Source organism: Rhodococcus sp. BP-316, from assembly GCF_019836105.1.
GTDB lineage: Bacteria > Actinomycetota > Actinomycetes > Mycobacteriales > Mycobacteriaceae > Rhodococcoides.
On the sequence record NZ_JABUEE010000006.1, the window covers coordinates 222088 to 238434 of the forward strand.

Annotated in this window: 19 protein-coding genes; 11 read left to right on the plus strand and 8 right to left on the minus strand. The window is 67.2% G+C overall.

The annotated features are described in order from the left end of the window. Window positions 1–33: 33 nt before the first annotated feature. The 3 genes from HQ312_RS21945 (at window position 34) to HQ312_RS13705 (ending at window position 1755) form a co-directional block, all read left to right on the plus strand. Window positions 34–528 (plus strand): hypothetical protein, encoded by a 495-nt coding sequence (locus tag HQ312_RS21945; RefSeq protein ID WP_261782291.1) that lies wholly within the window; start codon window positions 34–36, stop codon window positions 526–528. After that, window positions 525–914 (plus strand): transcriptional regulator, encoded by a 390-nt coding sequence (locus HQ312_RS21950; protein WP_308123891.1) that lies wholly within the window; start codon window positions 525–527, stop codon window positions 912–914. Before HQ312_RS21945 ends, HQ312_RS21950 begins: the two co-directional genes overlap by 4 nt. Before the next feature lie 271 nt (window positions 915–1185). After that, window positions 1186–1755, plus strand: a complete 570-nt coding sequence (locus tag HQ312_RS13705; protein ID WP_222638919.1) for a maleylpyruvate isomerase N-terminal domain-containing protein — start codon at window positions 1186–1188, stop codon at window positions 1753–1755. A 9-nt stretch (window positions 1756–1764) separates the two neighbouring features. Here the strand turns inward: HQ312_RS13705 and HQ312_RS13710 are convergent, their stop codons facing one another. Beyond that, window positions 1765–1923 carry a hypothetical protein gene (locus HQ312_RS13710; RefSeq protein ID WP_222638920.1) on the minus strand — a complete coding sequence of 53 codons (159 nt, stop codon included), beginning with the start codon at window positions 1921–1923 and terminating at the stop codon, window positions 1765–1767. A gap of 129 nt (window positions 1924–2052) precedes the next feature. Between HQ312_RS13710 and HQ312_RS13715 the strand changes: the two genes are divergently transcribed. Further along, the gene (locus HQ312_RS13715; protein ID WP_222638921.1) at window positions 2053–2838 is read left to right on the plus strand and encodes an SDR family oxidoreductase; all 786 of its coding nucleotides are present in this window, start codon (window positions 2053–2055) and stop codon (window positions 2836–2838) included. An 11-nt stretch (window positions 2839–2849) separates the two neighbouring features. On the opposite strand, the gene HQ312_RS13720 is transcribed toward HQ312_RS13715, so the two are convergent. Further along, window positions 2850–3677: an IclR family transcriptional regulator gene (locus HQ312_RS13720; protein ID WP_222638922.1), complete on the minus strand. Its 828-nt coding sequence runs from the start codon at window positions 3675–3677 to the stop codon at window positions 2850–2852. A 62-nt stretch (window positions 3678–3739) separates the two neighbouring features. Then, window positions 3740–3898, minus strand: coding sequence for a hypothetical protein (locus HQ312_RS13725; protein WP_197027825.1), 159 nt, complete (start codon window positions 3896–3898; stop codon window positions 3740–3742). A 247-nt stretch (window positions 3899–4145) separates the two neighbouring features. On the opposite strand from HQ312_RS13725, the gene HQ312_RS13730 reads away from it, so the two are divergent. The 3 genes from HQ312_RS13730 to HQ312_RS13740 all read left to right on the plus strand — a co-directional run bounded on the left by HQ312_RS13730 (window position 4146) and on the right by HQ312_RS13740 (window position 5960). Then, window positions 4146–4502 (plus strand): nuclear transport factor 2 family protein, encoded by a 357-nt coding sequence (locus tag HQ312_RS13730; protein ID WP_056443437.1) that lies wholly within the window; start codon window positions 4146–4148, stop codon window positions 4500–4502. A gap of 55 nt (window positions 4503–4557) precedes the next feature. Next, window positions 4558–5070, plus strand: coding sequence for a MarR family winged helix-turn-helix transcriptional regulator (locus HQ312_RS13735; RefSeq protein ID WP_056443434.1), 513 nt, complete (start codon window positions 4558–4560; stop codon window positions 5068–5070). A gap of 230 nt (window positions 5071–5300) precedes the next feature. Beyond that, the gene (locus HQ312_RS13740; protein ID WP_222638923.1) at window positions 5301–5960 is read left to right on the plus strand and encodes a sigma-70 family RNA polymerase sigma factor; all 660 of its coding nucleotides are present in this window, start codon (window positions 5301–5303) and stop codon (window positions 5958–5960) included. Window positions 5961–5968: 8 nt separating this feature from the next. On the opposite strand, the gene HQ312_RS13745 is transcribed toward HQ312_RS13740, so the two are convergent. The 5 genes from HQ312_RS13745 to HQ312_RS13765 all read right to left on the minus strand — a co-directional run bounded on the left by HQ312_RS13745 (window position 5969) and on the right by HQ312_RS13765 (window position 12490). Then, window positions 5969–7468 carry an alpha/beta fold hydrolase gene (locus HQ312_RS13745; RefSeq protein WP_308123892.1) on the minus strand — a complete coding sequence of 500 codons (1500 nt, stop codon included), beginning with the start codon at window positions 7466–7468 and terminating at the stop codon, window positions 5969–5971. Between the two features lie 23 nt (window positions 7469–7491). Further along, window positions 7492–9435, minus strand: a complete 1944-nt coding sequence (locus tag HQ312_RS13750; protein ID WP_222638925.1) for a S9 family peptidase — start codon at window positions 9433–9435, stop codon at window positions 7492–7494. 55 nt (window positions 9436–9490) lie between these two features. Further along, entirely contained in the window at window positions 9491–10132 is a 642-nt protein-coding gene (locus HQ312_RS13755; RefSeq protein WP_222638926.1) for a DUF3159 domain-containing protein, read from the minus strand. Window positions 10133–10286: 154 nt separating this feature from the next. Next, on the minus strand, window positions 10287–11807 hold the full coding sequence (locus HQ312_RS13760; RefSeq protein ID WP_222638927.1) for an alpha/beta hydrolase: 1521 nt from the start codon (window positions 11805–11807) through the stop codon (window positions 10287–10289). Window positions 11808–11845: 38 nt separating this feature from the next. Then, entirely contained in the window at window positions 11846–12490 is a 645-nt protein-coding gene (locus HQ312_RS13765; RefSeq protein ID WP_261781762.1) for a hypothetical protein, read from the minus strand. A gap of 152 nt (window positions 12491–12642) precedes the next feature. Here HQ312_RS13765 and HQ312_RS13770 point away from each other — a divergent pair, with 152 nt between their 5' ends. From HQ312_RS13770 to HQ312_RS13785, 4 genes are all read left to right on the plus strand, one after another. Then, window positions 12643–13248, plus strand: coding sequence for a TetR/AcrR family transcriptional regulator (locus tag HQ312_RS13770; RefSeq protein WP_222638928.1), 606 nt, complete (start codon window positions 12643–12645; stop codon window positions 13246–13248). A 154-nt stretch (window positions 13249–13402) separates the two neighbouring features. Then, entirely contained in the window at window positions 13403–15019 is a 1617-nt protein-coding gene (locus HQ312_RS13775; protein WP_222638929.1) for an MFS transporter, read from the plus strand. Window positions 15020–15114: 95 nt separating this feature from the next. Beyond that, window positions 15115–15936 carry an alpha/beta fold hydrolase gene (locus HQ312_RS13780; protein ID WP_222638930.1) on the plus strand — a complete coding sequence of 274 codons (822 nt, stop codon included), beginning with the start codon at window positions 15115–15117 and terminating at the stop codon, window positions 15934–15936. Continuing rightward, window positions 15933–16319, plus strand: coding sequence for a VOC family protein (locus HQ312_RS13785; protein WP_222633218.1), 387 nt, complete (start codon window positions 15933–15935; stop codon window positions 16317–16319). The genes HQ312_RS13780 and HQ312_RS13785 overlap by 4 nt, the downstream gene beginning before the upstream one ends. Window positions 16320–16347: the final 28 nt, after the last annotated feature.

Below are 16347 nucleotides of genomic sequence, written 5' to 3' on the forward strand. Positions count from 1 at the left end.
CTTTCCGGCGCGGAAAGTGTTAATGTTTCCGTCATGGAAAGCCATCGGTCGCCGGACGATGCTCGCGCCCTGCTGAGTGAGATCCATGCCGACCGAGTTGTTCTCGCCGACCGTCTCGTGGCGCCGACATGGTTCTATCCGACCTTCGCGGCACTGACCGCCCTGTACGTCGGTACACCGTCGCTGCCCGATGGCCACGTGCGTTCGGTGTCGACGTCCGTTCTGGTCGCGGCCGCGATCGTGACGACGGTGCTCTATCCCCGCCTGACGGGGGTACGCCCATCAGGAGTGGGTGTGGTCGGGTGGTGTGTTCTCTGTGGGCTGCTGGTGACCGTGCTCGGATCGTTGAGCGTCTCCTACGGTCTGGTGGCATCTCTGTCCGCGTGGTGGGTCCTCGTGCCACAGGCGCTGTGTTTCGTGCTCGTGCTGTTCGGCGGCCGCCTGTTCGACCGCGAGTATCGCCGCCATCTGCACGCAGACGACGTCCGACGCCCGTCCGGCCGGGCGCACTCCGGACCACGGTCGTGACCGAGGATCGCGGCCCCGAACCACGATTCGATGCCGTCATCCACGCACCGGTCCGGCTGCGCATCTGCGGGCTTCTACGCCGAGTCGACGAGATCGATTTCGCCATCATCCGCGACACCCTCGAGATCAGCGATGCGTCTCTGTCCAAACATCTCCGAGCTCTGTCGGACGCGGGCTACGTGTCGGCGAAGAAGACGACGTCACTCTCCCGCGGCGACTCGCGACTGGTGACGTGGGTCGAGCTGACCCGGGTCGGTCGCGATGCTTTCGACTCTCACATCGCAGAACTCGGACTCATCGCGCACGGTCGCCCGGAACAGTCGACGGCTCGGCAACCACTGTCGACGAGACTTCCCCACTTCGGACCGACACCCGAATTCGGCTGACGACCGCACGGCGCCGTCGCCTGATCCACGTCGTATCCACGTTGTTCACGCCGACGTCGACTCACCCGCCGTTCGAGTTCACCGGGGCTCGATATCAATGACCCGTCACCGTCGAACAGCGCAGCGGCACAGACAGAATTCGGGTCGCATCCTGTGCGCGGGGAGACCGGTGACGCAACGATCCGAGCGCCGGCCGACACGGGCACCCTGCTCGGCTCGGACTCGCTCGCGAACGATTGACGTGAGGGCGACGACGGTGCACAGTGCGCGCATGACACTGCCGCGCGAGACCGCCGACCGTCACCGCGCCGTCGCCGCGACCTTCACCACGCTCGTCGAGTCCACGTCGGCCTGGGATGCCCCGGCGCCCGTGGACGGTTGGACCGCACGGGATGTGGTGGCGCACCTCGTCGACTGGTTCCCGGCGTTTCTGGCGACGGCCACCGGGCTGGAACTCGATCGTGGGCGCTCACCACTCGAGGACCCGGTCGATGCCTGGCGTGTCCACAGCGACGCCGTGCAGAGAGTGCTGGACGGGCCGGACGCCGCGACCCCGTTCCACCATCCGATGATCGGCGAGATGCCACTTCCCGCGGCGGTCGGCCAGTTCTACGTACCCGACGTCTTCATGCACTCGTGGGACCTCGCCGCGGCCGGCGGGCAGGATCTCTCACTCGACGCCGACTACTGCGCCGAACTGGTCGACGGCATGCGGCCGATCGAGGAGCTCATGCGGTCGTCCGGCCAGTACGGGCCGGCTGTCGCAGTACCCGACGACGCCGACGATCAGACGAGGCTTCTCGGATTCATCGGGCGCGATCCGCATTTCCTCGGGCGCTGAGGCGCCCCGTCAGTCCTGCACTTCGTCTCGCTCGTGCTGCGCTCTCTGCTCGAGCTCGTCGTCGTCGAGATGGCTCGGTGTCTTGGCGTGAGCCCGGTGGTCCGGGTGCGCGTCCTCCGTGGGAACCAGGACGTCGTCGAGTGTGGGTTCGTCGTGTGGATCGGTCATGAGTGCGGCGTGCCCGCGGACGAATCATTCAAACGTCCCCGTTCTCACTCCGCGATAACGACCCTGGACGCCCCAGACCGTGCAGGTGTGATCTGGATGAGAATCATTCACCGAGTCACGGAGGTCTCCATGAGCCAGAACCCACGCGTCGCCGTCGTCACCGGAGCAGCCCGAGGAATCGGCAAGAGTATCGCCGAACGCCTGGGCCGAGACGGTCTTCACGTCATCGTCGCCGACCTGCCTGGTTCGAAGGACGGTGTCGACGAGACCGTCGAGACGATCGTCGGTGCCGGCGGTGTGGCCACGGGCGCCGCGGTCGACGTCGTGGACGAATCCTCGGTCGAATCGTTGGTGCGTACCGCGGTGGACGCGGGCGGGCGCCTCGACGTCTTCGTCGCGAATGCCGGAATCGCCCAGGTCGAGGAGCTGCTGAAGTACGACAGCGCCGACTTCGACAAGATCTTCGACGTCAACGTCAAAGGCGTCTTCAATTCCTACCGAGCCGCGGCCAACCAGTTCATCGCGCAGGGAGGCGGCGGCAAGATCATCGGCGCGGCCTCGATCGTCGCGTTCCGACCCTTCGCACTTCTCGGCCCCTACTCGGCGACGAAGTGGGCCGTACGCGGTCTCACCCAGGCCGCGGCCATGGAGTGGGCCGAACACGGCATCACCGTCAATGCCTACGGCCCCGGCATCGTCGGCACGGCGATGTGGGATCTCATCGACGAGAAGCTCGCCGCGAAGCACGGCCAGCAGAAGGGCGAGGCGCTCGCCGAGAACGCCCAGTCGATCCTGCTGGGCCGAGTATCGGTGCCCGACGATGTGGCGAAGCTCGTGAGCTTCATGGCATCTCCGGATTCCGACTACGTCACGGGCCAGACGATGCTCGTGGACGGTGGCATCCAGTTCTCCTGACGCGGACGAGGTCAGCCGGTGCGCAACCACCGGCTGATCTCGTTCGCCGCGGACCGCAACGCGTGCTCCACCTCGGCCGCCCGTCGACGGTCCACTTCCCGATCGGGGGTGCTGATGGCCACGGCTCCCATGACCGCACCCGACGCATCATGGACAGCCACTGCAGCGCACGCTTTCGTCGGAACGAACTCCTCACGCTCCCATGCCACCCCACGACGGGACACCTCTGCGAGGTGGTGTTCCAGTTCGTCGCGGTCGGTGATGGTCGTGGACGTGAGCCGCTCGGTGCCATGGGTGTCGAGGTACTCGGCTGCGTCCTCGCGGGACATCGCAGCGAGCAGGATCTTGCCGAAGGCAGTCGCGTGCCCGGCCTCGTGGAAACCGAAGTTCAGCGGCGTGATGCGGGGGTGGGTGGCGCAGTCGGCGACATGCGCCACCACAACGTCGGACCCGCGGTAGACGGCGAAGTAGCTTGCCGTCACCAGTGTCTCGTGCAGCTTCGAGATACGCTGCCGCACCGACACAGGCACGCCGACCTGGCGATGCAGGCTGACACCGAGACGAGCCAACTTGTATCCCAGCTCGAACCGCTGTCGCGCTCGGAGATGAACGAGGTAGTCGCAACCGACGAGTACCTGCAGCAGACGGTAGGTCGTGGGCAGCGGGAAGCCCAGCACCTCGGAGACCTCCTTGGCGGTGGCGCCGCCGCGATCGGCCACCACCTCGAGCACGGCGAGGGTCTTCTCCACCGTGGCGACTCCGCCGGCTCCGGCGCGCCGCAACCGCGTCGGGACGTCGGGGGTCGGGGGATCACGGGGAATTCGATCGTCGTCGAGCACACCCCCATCGTCTCTCAGCACCGCCGCAGGGGGCGGAAGATCGAGCCCACGGGTTTCGTCGATCACAGAACTCGACGGGCGCGACGGTCCAACTCGCGGCGCACCCGGGTGCACTCGTTGGAGACCGACACGACGTCGTCCGGTGGCGCGTCGCGGGCAATGGCGGAACGGCGGTCCGTCACCAGCCGCTCGTACCGTTCCTGCAACAGATCGGTGGACATCTCCGCATAGTTCATCGCCCGACTCAGCTCTGACCGAGAGGGTGACCCGGCAGGTCACACCACACTCTCGATCTCCACGATCAGGATCCATCACCGGAGGTCGACTCGGGCATGAATGGCAGATCCCCCACGGACGGTCCATTGACCCGTTCCATTGTGGCGCCACCCTCTCGCGACGCGGTTGACGTGGAGACCGGCCGCGCCTAATTTGGGTGAACCTTCACCCATATGGAACTGGAGCCCAGCGATGGCAGAGTCGATCGAGCAGCTGATGCACGCCAACCTCCTGCAGGTCTTCGGCGAACGGGACCCCGCGGCGAGGCGGGCCGCCATCGCGCGGACGTACACGGAGGACGTCGTCTTCTCCGATGCCGAGGCTCGGGTGCAGGGCCACGACGCACTCGATGCCAAGGTGCAGGCGATCCTCGACGACGCACCGGGATTCGTGTTCACTGCGGACGGCAGCGTTCACCTCATGCAGGACGCCGGCTACCTGGCGTGGGCACTCGGACCCGAGGGCTCCGATCCCGTCGTCCGCGGAGCCGATGTCGGCATCGTTCGCGACGGCCTCCTGGCACAGGTCTACACCGTCATCCTCACCTGAGGTCGGTGGCCGCCTCGATGCGGGCCGTCCGTCGTCGGCCGGGTACAACAGGACGATGACCGAGTACGACGTGGCATCCGAGTCTCCTTACGCCTTTCTCGGCGAGGAGGAGACACGGGCCTGGTACGCCTACATGAAGGTGCACCTGCGGCTGCGCTACGAGATGGATCACCAGCTGCGCGGCGATCACGGCATCTCCCTGGCCGACTACGACGTACTGGTGGCGCTGGTCAGCGATCCCGAGCGCACGCTCTCGGTGTCCGACCTCGCCACCCGCATCGGCTCCGAGCGCAGCAGGGTCTCGCATCAGCTCCGCAGCCTGAGCGCACGGGGACTCGTGACCCTGGCGACCGACCCCGACGACCGTCGAGTGACCCGAGTTGCACTGTCCGACAGAGGTAACGACACCCTGGCCGACGTGTCACCGCGACACATCGATTTCGTCCGGTCCGTCTTCTTCGACGCCCTCACTCCCCCTCAGGTGCAGGAGATGTCGACGATGTTCGAGGGCATCTACGACCAGCTGATCCGACACGGGACACTGCCCCGGCCTGTCGACCATCCGTGAGTCACCCGACTCCGATCAGTCGGAGTCGGACGGGAGAGCAACGACACATCTGATCTCACGGCGCTTCTCACGGGTTACCGACCCTCGAACACTTCCTGACACCGAGACTGGCGCGATTCACGAACTCCTGGTCGCCCGCTGCTCAGGAAACGGACCGCACGGCGCACGACGCGAGATACGCGGTGTCCGTTCATGCGAGCGTCGGGGCCCGCATGATGCAGAATCAGCCCATGACCACGGCGGAGTACGCATCTCCGCGACGAGCGCGCCCACCATTTCTCGATGTCGATCGGTCCGATCGTGCAGCGACCGAGGCGAACGCCGCTGCGCTGGACCGAGACCTTCGCGACCGTTGCGGTGTCCTGCTCGGCCTGATCGCCTCCGGGGACGACCGTGCGATGGTCGAACTGATGCTGGTCACTCGACCCGTGGTGTTCGCAGCGGCGTTGCGAGTTCTCGGAGACCGTGCGCGCGCCGAGGACACGGCTCAGGAGACGTACTTCCAGGTGTGGACCTCGGCCGGAACGTTCGACTCCGACCGAGGGACACCTCACGCCTGGTTGGCGACTCTCGCGCGCCGACGAGCGATCGACCGTTCGCGCTCCGACACGGCGTCGGCGAGGCGGGACACGGCGTACACCGCATCGCATGTCGACCGCGCTCACGACGGCGTCTGGGAAGCGGTGTGGACGAACGCCGACAACGATCTGCTGACGAAGGCACTGATCGAACTGACCAGTCTGCAGAGGAGCGCAGTCGACCTGGTCTACTTCCAGGGCCTGTCCTGCCGCGAAGCAGCCGAGCGGCTCGGCGTACCTCACGCCACCGTCAAGACTCGCGTGCGAGACGCCGTGTTGCGCTTGCGACTTCACCTCGCGCGCACCGCCTGAGCGAGCGTTCAGAGGGTGCAGCGAGTCCCTGCCTCGGGTGTGGCCAGCTCGACGAGATAGTCGGCCACGATCTCGTTCACGCAGGCATTCGCACCGGAGATCGCGACGGTGTGCTGCTCGCCGTCCACGGGGAGCAGCGTTCCGCCCAGAGTGTCCGCGAGGTTCACACCTCCTTCGTAGGGCGTGGACGGATCACCCGTGATCGAGATCGTCAGAGTGTCGGGAACGCCCTCGACATCCCGTGCGTAGGGAATTCCGAGTGTCGGCTCGGCCGGCCAGAACTCGCACGGATCACGAGCTCCCTCCGGACCGAGTCCCGCGTCCGTGAACGGCGCGATCTCCTGAATTCTCCGTTTGAGCTCGACTTCCTCCTCCGGTGTGTTGCGGTCCTCGTCCATGCAATTGACGGCGTAGAGCGCTTCGCTGAAGTTGGGGTGGGTGCCGTCCTCGTCGCGGCCGCCGAACACGTCGAGGATCTTCAGCAACGTGTCTCCCTGTCCCGCAGTGACCTCGGCTATCCCTCGGATGATGACAGGCCACACCGTCGAGTCGTAGAGTCCCGCGACCACCGCTCCGTATGCAGCGTCGAAGTCGAGGCGCCGACCGCTCTCGGTGACGATGGGATTCTCGACGAGAGGCCTGACGATGTCCTGGAACCTCTCGACCGCCCTGCTCGGATCGGGGCCCAGCGGACAGTCCGGAGACGCCGCACAGGACGCGGCCATCTCGTCGAACGAGCGCTGGAAGCCGGTGAACTGGTCGACTCTGCGGTCGGCCGTGCTCTGAGCGGGGTCGATGGCGCCGTCCAGGACCATGGCGCGCACGTTCTGAGGGAACATCTCGGCGTACACCGCTCCCAGTCGCGTTCCGTAACTCTGACCGAGGTAGCTCAGTTTCTCGTCGCCGAGCACCTCTCGCAGAATGTCCATGTCTCGCGCGGCATCTCGAGTTCCGACCGCCGAGAGGACGTCGTCGCCGCCCGAGCGCTCGGCGCAGCGTTCGACCAGGCGACGCGAGTCGTCCTCCGTCAGCGTTCTCGAGCCGGTCAGCACCGTGGTGTACGCCTCGCCGGCGTCGTTCTCGGCATCGGTGAAACAGTCGATCGCCGGTGTCGACGCACCGACCCCGCGAGGATCGAAGCCGATCAGGTCGAAGTGTTCGGTCACGCGACTGTCCGCCAAGGTCGTCGCACCCGCGGCGGCCATGCTCATTCCCGGCCCACCGGGCCCACCCGGATTGAGCAGTAGTGACCCGATTCGCTCACCCCGCGCGGGTGCCTTCAACAGGGCGATCTGCGCCGTCCGACCGTCGGGATCGTCGTAGTCCAACGGCACGGTCACGCGAGCGCACTCGAAGGTCGGGTCGGCGGCGAACGCAGTGGCATCGGCCGACGTCACCGCGTACCCGTCGCACGATTCGAAGGCCACGTCCTGGTCGTGAACACTGCTCAGATCCGGCTCGGTCCGCGGTTGCGCACACCCGGCGAGCACCAGCGCAGTGACTGCCACGGTGACTCCTGCCGTTCTGCGGCTCACGACAGCGACCCGCTCGGTGCGTGGACGGACGAGGGACTCGCGGAATGTTCGCGCCCACCCAGGTGCTGGGCGAGGAACCGCTCGACCTCGCGGTAGAACGCGATGGTGTTCTCGGGGTTGACGAACCCGTGTCCTTCGTCGTCGAAGACGAGGTAGTCGACGTGGACCCCACACGAGCGGAGGGTGGCGACGACGTTGTCGGACTCGGCTCTGGTGACACGAGGGTCGTTGGCTCCCTGCGCGATGAGCAGGGGCGCCGTGGACGCGTCGAGACGGCTGATCGGGGACCGCGCGAGCATGTCCGCTTCCTGCTCCGGATCACTCGGGTCGCCGACGAACCGGTACCAGTTGTTGACCAGGCTGGCCCGGAGAAAGGACGGTTGTGTCCTCATGAAGTTGGCGAGGTCCGAGATGCCGACCAGATCGACCGCCGCGGTGAACACGTCGGGGGTGAAGGTCGCGCCGACCAACGCGGCGTACCCGCCGTACGAGCCGCCCATGATCGCGACGCGCTCACGATCGGCGTACCCCTGCTGTACGGCCCACTCCACCGCGTCGACCAGGTCGTCGTGCATCGCGCCCGCGAGTTCCCCCACCGCGGCGTTGGTGTGAGCCTTCCCGTAGCCGGTGGAACCGCGGAAGTTGACCTGCAGCACCGCATACCCGCGGTTGGCGAGCATCTGCACGGCGGGATCGAAACCCCACGAGTCGCGATACCAGGGGCCGCCGTGGACGAACAGCACCATCGGCAGCGCGGTCGGGTCGACGCCGAGAGGCAACGTCAGGAAGGACGGCAGCGCACGCCCGTCGCGCGCCTCGATGGTCACCGGTTCCATCGGCGCCATCGCGGTCGGCTCGAGATGCGGATACGGACGGAACAACTGGCGGCTCGCACCCGTGGTGTGGTCGTAGAGATAGGTGACGGCGGGATCCCGATCGTGCACGAAACTGACGGTCCAGCGCAGTCCGCTCCGGTCCGAGGACAGTTCGCCGACATCGCCGTCCGAGAGCAGTTCGAGTGCTGCCAAAACCTCTCCGAAGCGCTCGTCGAGGACCCGTATCTCCTGGCGCTCGCCCAGGTATCGCACCCCGAGCAGGCCGCCGGTCTCGGCGTCGCAGATCAAGGGCGACGATGTCTGTTCGACAGCGCGGCGGGCTGCGTCGAGTTCCAACGTCGGGTGCGAGTCGACGACGGTCTCCTCGCCGGTGTCGAGGTCGAGGCGCACGAGGTGCGTCAGGTCGCGGCCGCGGGTCGAGCCCATCCACAAGCCTGTACCGTCCGGGGTCATCTGAGTCGGGGTGATCCCGATCGGGTAGTCCGTCGCGTCGATCGACGCGATCGGATTCCGTGTTCCCGACGGGGTGACCCGGGACAGGAGCAGGTGGCCGTCGTCGGTCATCTCCTGCTCGACGAGCGTGTCGTCCTCCGCGAGCATCAGCAACCGGTCCGTCCCGGCGCTGCGTCCGATCACGGTGATCTCACCCGTCGCGACGTCGATCCTGTGGAGGTCGAACTCGGCAGGGTTCCGCGCGTTGAGCATCACCGTGTAGCTGCCTGCCCTCCCGTGCACGGGCAGGAGTTCGATCGCACGAGCGCCGGGGAACGGCGTGAGATCGACGGCGGGACTGCGGGGATCGTCGAGATCGACACGGAACACGTGGTGGTTCTCGTCGCCTCCGCTGTCCTGCAGGTACAGCAGCCACCGGGGGTCGTCGGTCCACTGGAAGTTCATGACGCTGCGGGTCTCGTCAGCGCTCACGCATCGTGCATCACCCACGGCGGAGAGATCCGGGGCGATGTCCTGCACCCAGACGTTGAGCCTGTTCCTCCACGGTGCGAGGAAGGCGATTCTGTTGCCTTCCGGAGATATTCGGGCACCGACCGCGGCGGGCGGGCCGAAGAGGTCGTCGATCGCGATCAGATCGGGAGCAGTGGTCATGGGAGGTCCTTTCCTCTGGTGGGGCGGGTGTCGAGCTGTCTGTCAGTGGTGTCTCTCAACCGACGAAGTGCGTGGTCGAACGCCGGAACGCCCAGACGGTGACCACCACGGCGACCGCGAACAACGGCGCACCCATCGCGATTCTCGCGACGGCGAGCCAGCCGGTGGCGTCGGTGTCGTACAGCCAGTCCTGCACGAGGTACCGGGCACCGAAGAGCACCGCGAAGGTGAGAGTGGCGACGTCGTGGGCGCGGCGGACCGAGGAGTTCCGTCGCCAGGCATATCGGTTGCCGTGCAGCGCGTTCCACAGCAGGCCGGTCACCGGCCTGCGGATCAGCACCGATGCGAGTACCACGACGCCGGCCACCAAGCTGGTCCAGATGCCGAGGAGGAAGTAGCCGCTCGCACTGCCACTCATCGCCGCGACGGCGCCGGCGGCGAGAACGCCGACGAGACCGCCGCTCGCCCCGGCGATCGACTCACCACCTCGGACGCGATGGACGGTCAGTCCCAGTGCGACGAGCACCGCGGCGCCGATCGCGACCGGCAGCGTCCAGACGGCGTTCGCGACGACGAACACGATCACCGGTATCGCGGTGCGGATCATGCCGCTGGTGCCACCCAGACTGTCCACCACCCTCGCGCCGGCATCGGTGGTCGGTGCGTCCTGCGTGCTGTCGTGCGGCGGGTTCGCCATGTCGCCCTCCTTGCGCCTCGGTCGATCCGGTCGAATGTGTTCATCGACAACCAGAGTCGTCGAGCTGACCGACCGCTGCCAGTGCCTGCGTGCACCGGATACGGTGACACTGTCATCGACCGGTCATGACAGATGTCACGGCGTCAGCCGGTGCTCACTGCGTCGCCCGAGGACACTGGGCGTCCTTCTCCGGCATGGTGCCGTCGACGAGATAGTCGGTGACCACCTCCTGAGCGCAGGGGTTGGTTCCGAGTGCGAAGACACCGTGCCCACTGCCGTCGACGGTGAGCAGCCGGGAACGATCTCCGAAGCGCTCGTCGAGCAGTTCACCGCCGCGCAAGGGCGTGACCGGATCACGTCGATGCTGCGCGATGAGGATGTTCGTCGGTCCGTCGGAGTCGATGGAGACCGGGGGTTCGGTCGGGGCATGGGCCCAGAACGCGCACGGCATGATGTTCGCCGCCGCTGCGCCGAACAGCGGGTAGTCGACCCTGTCGGTGGCGACGGCATTCTCGTACGTGGTCACGTCGTGCGGCCACTCGACGTCGTTGCAGGTGACCGCCAGGAAGACGGACCACGAGTTGTCGCCGGCCGACGGTACCGGAGCCCCCTGCGGAAGGTCCCCACCCTGACCCGCCGCGAGTTGTCGCCGGTACGAGACCCACGCATCGGCCGCAGTCTCGTACGTCGCCGGGTTGTACAGCGTGACGAAGGTGGCCAGACGGAACGAGCGACCGTCGACCCCGTTCACGGGCGTGGCATCGAGCCTGGAGGCGATGTCGAAGTACGTCGCCCGCACCTCGTCCTCGGTCGCACCGAGACCGTATCGGTCGTGACGCTCGGCCATCCACCGGGCGAGATCCGGGAAGGTGTCTTCCATTCCTCGGGAATAGCGCCGCATCCCGGCTCGATCGAGATGGGTGTCACCGATGTTGCTGTCCAACACGATTCGGTCGGTGCTCTCGGGGAACATCGACGCATAGGCCGCGCCCAGCGCCGAGCCGTAGGAGTAGCCGAGGAAGCTCGCGGTGTCCTCGCCGAGAGCAGCTCGGACGCGGTCGAGGTCCCGCGCCATGTTCGTGGTGCTCACGTGGCGCAGCAGGCCGTCGTCCTCGGCGGCGCACCGGCGCGCGACTTCTCTCGCAGTACGAACCTGCTCGTCGAAGGCAGCCTGGTCGTACGCGTACGGCGGGACTGCGCCGTAGTAGTGCAGGTCGTCGGTGAAGCCGCAGCTGATGGGACTGGAATGGCCCACCCCACGGGTGTCCATGCCGATGAGGTCGTAACTGTCCAGCACGGACTGCGGCATGCCCCGATTCACCAGGAACGTCGGTTGGTCGAGCCCCGTACCACCGGGGCCGCCCGGGTTGAGCAACAGCACCCCTCGCCGTTCCTCCGGCTTCTGGGAGGGCAGCCGAGAGATCATGACGTCGATCTGTCCAGCGTCGGGGTCGTCGTAGTCGATCGGCACGGGCACCGACGCGCACTGCAGGCGCGACGGTTCCTCCGCTGGGTCACCGACGTCGTCGGGACATGAGGCCCACTCGAGGTCGGGCATGGAATATGGTTGCTGCACTGCAGTATCGGGCTGAGACGCGGTGGAGGTCGTCGAGCAGCCGACGAGAACGAGGCTGATCGCGGCCACCGCAGCAGTACGCGTGTCGTATCGGTTCACGGGATGTCCATTCGGTAGCAGGGGTGGCCGACGGCCGATCAGTTGCCGGCGGCGTCGAGCCAGTGATAACGCAGTCGCAGAGCGCGTTCCGTGCTGCCCACGGCGGCACCGACGGTGGAGGCGACCGTCGACCACGTCGGCAGATCGATCGGTGCGGCGATGACACCGACCGACTCGGCGATCGGCGGAATTCGAGACACCGTCTCGACGAGATACACCGCGAGCGACAGGACTCCGCTGAGAACGAGGGCGATCGAGACGACGCCGATGACCGAACTCGCCGCGGGGTGCCGCCTGTCGAATCGGGCCCGGCGCCCTTCGGCCGAGCGAGGGTCGGGGCTCAGCTGCCGCTCGCTCCCGTCAGCGGAGACGAGATGGCACCGCTTGACACCGAAACCACTCATCGCGACCTCGATGCGGCCGTCCTCGACGGGGAACGCGGCGGGCAGTGCCGACCGTGCTTCGCACAGACCGTCTCTGTACAGATCGGCCGTGACAGAACCGGAGGCCTGGTCCTGCCAGTGCCTGATGTCGACGGACCATTCCGGCTCATGGGGGCCCGACGGTGGGAGATGAAACAGCGCACGTCCCAGCAACTGCCACCATCGGAACGGCTGCAGTGCTCGCCCGTCGCCGGGTCGCACCCGACGAGCCGCGCGGCGGCGCCTGACTCGATCGAACATGATTCGCTCCTCTTCCGCCGGCCGTGCCACTAGCACGCTGTACTGTCGCGAACGATGGCCACGACGCTAGCACACCGTGCTAGCACACCGTGCTGGTCAAGTGATCGGTCCTGCTCAGAGCAGGAACGTGCGCAGAGGAACAGAGGGGCGCGATGCCGACACCGGACGAACCCGGCCCGGACACGCGGGCGCGGATACTCATCGCTGCCTGCGAGATGATCGGTGAGGATCCGGCGTCGACACTCAGCGTGCGATCGGTCGCCGCGCGCGCCGGAGTGAGCATGGGATCTCTCCGTCATCACTTCCCCACCCAGCGCGCACTGCGCGAGGCCGTTCTCGCCACGATCTACGACGTGGTGACACCGGACGCCGACGTCATCCACGACCGATCGATACCAGCTCGGGATCGCCTCGTGCGCTGCCTCGAGCAGGTTCTGGTGCCTGCCGTCGGTGCGCAGGCGCGGCGCGCGTTGATCAGCACCGTCGAGGCGTTCGCAGTACCCGAACCCACCGCAGACATCCGAGCGGCCTACGCGTCCTTCGCCGAGGAAGCTCACCGGAGAGTCGAGCAGTGGCTCGACATTCTCGCCGCCGAAGGTGCAGCGCCACAGGGTGATCAGTCGCTGAACGCCGCGTTCCTCAACACTGTTCTCGACGGCCTGTTCTGGGACCGGGCGATGCCCACCGATCCCGCCACGCTGCACCGAGCGACCGCCATTCTCCAGCATGCAGTGGATTCGGTCCTCACGCCGCCGTGACCACGTCGAGGATGTGGCTCGGGGGCTTCATCCTCACCGCGAGGAGGCGGATGGACGACCCGTGCTGCGCCGTGTCGACACCGCCCGGTGGTCGTGATATGCCTGGCGGCATCGTCGCCACCGCGCACGCATCGACCGACCGGAAGGTCCACCCATGACCGCCGACCTCGCCGCAGGCCCCGACACCCACTCGTCCTCGGCATGGGCGCCGCTGCGTGGCAGGGTGTATCGCACGCTGTTCATCGCTCAGCTGGTGTCGAACATCGGCCTGTGGATGCAGACGGTGGGATCACAGTGGTTCCTGGTGGAGCAGAACAGCAGCGCGACCGTGGTCGCCCTCGTGCAGACGGCCAGCCTGCTGCCCACCTTGTTCTTCGCCCTCCTCGCCGGCGGACTCGCCGATCTGCTCGATCGGCGCAGGTTGTTGATCGCGATCAGCACGTACACCGCCGTCGCCGCGACGGCCACCGCGGTGCTCGCCTTCACCGACGTGCTGACCCCGATGATGTTGCTGGCGATGACGTTCCTGCTGGGGTGCGGCTCCGCGCTGTCGTCTCCCGCATGGCAGGCCATTCAGCCGGAACTGGTCCCGGCCGAACAGATCCCGGCAGCATCCGCCCTGGGCGGCGTGACCGTGAACGGTGCGCGCGCCGTCGGCCCGGCCATCGGCGGCGTGATCGTGGCTGCGGCCGGACCCGCCGCGGTGTTCGCCATCAACGCCCTGACGTTCGTCGTCATCATCGGCGCGCTCGTCTGGTGGCGTCGGCCCGCAGACGACCGGTCCGTCGACCGAGAGCGCCTCGGCAGGTCCATGCTGACCGGGCTGCACTACATGCAGTCCGCACCGATCGTGCGCCGGATCCTGCTGCGCTCGGCCCTGTTCGCCTTCCCGGCATCGGCGCTGTGGGCCCTGCTGCCCCTGGCCTCGTCGCGCCACCTGCACTTCGGCGCGTCGGGGTACGGGCTCGTCCTGGGAATGCTCGGTGTCGGCGCAGTGTCCGGCGTGGCGCTCTACCCGCGGTTGCGACAGTCGATGTCGGGCAACGCCGTGCTGGCACTGTCCGCGGTCACCTATGCCGTCGGCGTCGTCTCCGTGGCCTACCTCCCCGCCGGCGCGGCCGTCCCGTTGCTGCTGCTGTCGGGCGCCGCGTGGATCGCCACCCTGACCACACTCAACGCGGCGATTCAGCTCTCTCTCGCGCACTGGGTGAGAGCTCGGGGGATGTCGATCTACCTGTTGGTGTTCATGGGCTCCCAGGCGCTGGGCTCGTTCGTCTGGGGTCTGGTCGCGTCGCACGTCGGTTTCGCTGCGGCGCTACTGATCTCGGCGGTGCTGCTGGTGGTCACCGCCGCCAGCGTCACGGTCCTGCCTCTGCGCGCCGACACCGGCACGCTGCCGCGCGGGGTGTCGACGGCGTGGCCGACACCGATGGTGATGTTCGAACCCGAACCCGACGACGGCCCGGTCGTCGTCTCGGTGACGTACCGGGTGCGGCCCGACTCGACGACCGACTTCGACCGCGCCATGGCGGCCGTCGGGAAAGCTCGCCGCCGGACCGGCGGGTACTCCTGGGCACTGTTCAGGAACGGCGAGGACCCGTCTCTGCGTGTCGAGCAGTTCACCGCCCGGTCGTGGGGCGATCTCGAGCGGCAGCACCGTGAGCGCTGGACCGAGTCGGATCACCAGCGGATGACCGAGGCTCTGTCCTACACGGTGACCGGTACGACCGAGAAGGAGGAACACCTGTTCGGCGTACCGGCCGACCGGTAGTGCGAGACCCCGGCCGGACGTGACGACCCCCGGTCAGGCGTGCAGGAACCTTGTCGTCAGCCACTGATCGGAACCCACGAAACCTGGAGGTCGCCATGCCCTACATCACCACCACCGACGGAACCGAGATCTACTACACCGAGCAGGGCACCGGAAAGCCCGTGGTGCTGAGCCACGGATGGCCGCTGTCGTCGGATGCCTGGCAGGTCGAGCTCAAGCTGCTCGCCGACGCCGGCTACCGGGCCATCGCCCACGATCGCCGCGGACACGGCCGGTCGTCCAAGACCTACACCGGCAACGACATGGACACCTACGCCCGTGACCTCGCCGAGCTCGTCGAGGCTCTGGATCTGCAGGAACTGACGTTGATCGGCCACTCGACCGGCGGCGGCGAAGTCGTCCGCTACGCCGCCCAGCACGGCGGATCCCGCGTCGCCCGCGTCATCACTGCCGGCGCCGTCCCGCCCATCATGCTGAAGTCGGAGTCCAACCCGGAGGGCACTCCGATCGAGGCACTGAACGACATCCGCGACGGCGTGCTGACCGACCGCTCGCAGTTCTACCAGGACCTCGCGCAGCCGTTCTTCGGCGCGAACCGTGACGGCGCCGCGGTCTCGCAGGGCGCGATCGACGACTTCTGGCGTCAGGGAATGCTCGTCAACCTTGCTGCCGCCTACGACTGTGTGAAGGCGTTCTCCGAGACCGACTTCACCGAGGACCTGAAGGCGCTGACGGTCCCGATCTTCATCGCCCAGGGTGACGACGACCAGATCGTCCCCATCGCGGCGGCGGCCCTCAAGTCCATCGACCTCGTCCGGGACGGCACGCTCAAGGTGTACCCGGGCGCACCGCACGGCATCTACGGCGACTACGAGAAGGCACTGGACGCAGACATCCTCGACTTCCTCGCCCGATGACCACCCCCCTCGCCCTCGGGCCCGTCGGCAACGTCTTCTACTTCGTCGACGATCTCGAGGCCGCAGTCGAGTGGTACTCCGCCCGGCTGGGTCGCACACCGATCCAGCGGGGCGGGGCACTGGTGGCCTTCGACATCGACGGGGTGCGGCTCACGCTGCACGAGAACGACGACTACAACTCGTCCGGGCCGGCAGGAGTCTCCGCCTACTGGACCGTGACCGACGTGGATGCGATCGTCGCGGACTGGACAGCCCACGGAGCGGTTGCACACCGGGGACCCAAGACGGTCTTCACCGGTGAACGTCTGTGCCAGCTGCTCGATCCGTTCGGCAATCTGTTCTCGGTGCGACAGGCTCCTGCGCAGACGAGTGTCGACGGCTAGGACAGGGGATCAGAGACCAGAAAAGCGG

Bases quoted from the DNA above. Each gene is read 5' to 3' on its own strand.
- HQ312_RS21945 (WP_261782291.1), top strand. From the start codon at position 34: ATGGAAAGCCATCGGTCGCCGGACGATGCTCGCGCCCTGCTGAGTGAG.
- HQ312_RS13705 (WP_222638919.1), top strand. From the start codon at position 1,186: ATGACACTGCCGCGCGAGACCGCCGACCGTCACCGCGCCGTCGCCGCG.
- HQ312_RS13710 (WP_222638920.1), bottom strand. From the start codon at position 1,923: ATGACCGATCCACACGACGAACCCACACTCGACGACGTCCTGGTTCCC.
- HQ312_RS13715 (WP_222638921.1), top strand. From the start codon at position 2,053: ATGAGCCAGAACCCACGCGTCGCCGTCGTCACCGGAGCAGCCCGAGGA.
- HQ312_RS13725 (WP_197027825.1), bottom strand. From the start codon at position 3,898: ATGTCCACCGATCTGTTGCAGGAACGGTACGAGCGGCTGGTGACGGAC.
- HQ312_RS13730 (WP_056443437.1), top strand. From the start codon at position 4,146: ATGGCAGAGTCGATCGAGCAGCTGATGCACGCCAACCTCCTGCAGGTC.
- HQ312_RS13735 (WP_056443434.1), top strand. From the start codon at position 4,558: ATGACCGAGTACGACGTGGCATCCGAGTCTCCTTACGCCTTTCTCGGC.
- HQ312_RS13740 (WP_222638923.1), top strand. From the start codon at position 5,301: ATGACCACGGCGGAGTACGCATCTCCGCGACGAGCGCGCCCACCATTT.
- HQ312_RS13750 (WP_222638925.1), bottom strand. From the start codon at position 9,435: ATGACCACTGCTCCCGATCTGATCGCGATCGACGACCTCTTCGGCCCG.
- HQ312_RS13755 (WP_222638926.1), bottom strand. From the start codon at position 10,132: ATGGCGAACCCGCCGCACGACAGCACGCAGGACGCACCGACCACCGAT.
- HQ312_RS13765 (WP_261781762.1), bottom strand. From the start codon at position 12,490: ATGTTCGATCGAGTCAGGCGCCGCCGCGCGGCTCGTCGGGTGCGACCC.
- HQ312_RS13770 (WP_222638928.1), top strand. From the start codon at position 12,643: ATGCCGACACCGGACGAACCCGGCCCGGACACGCGGGCGCGGATACTC.
- HQ312_RS13775 (WP_222638929.1), top strand. From the start codon at position 13,403: ATGACCGCCGACCTCGCCGCAGGCCCCGACACCCACTCGTCCTCGGCA.
- HQ312_RS13780 (WP_222638930.1), top strand. From the start codon at position 15,115: ATGCCCTACATCACCACCACCGACGGAACCGAGATCTACTACACCGAG.
- HQ312_RS13785 (WP_222633218.1), top strand. From the start codon at position 15,933: ATGACCACCCCCCTCGCCCTCGGGCCCGTCGGCAACGTCTTCTACTTC.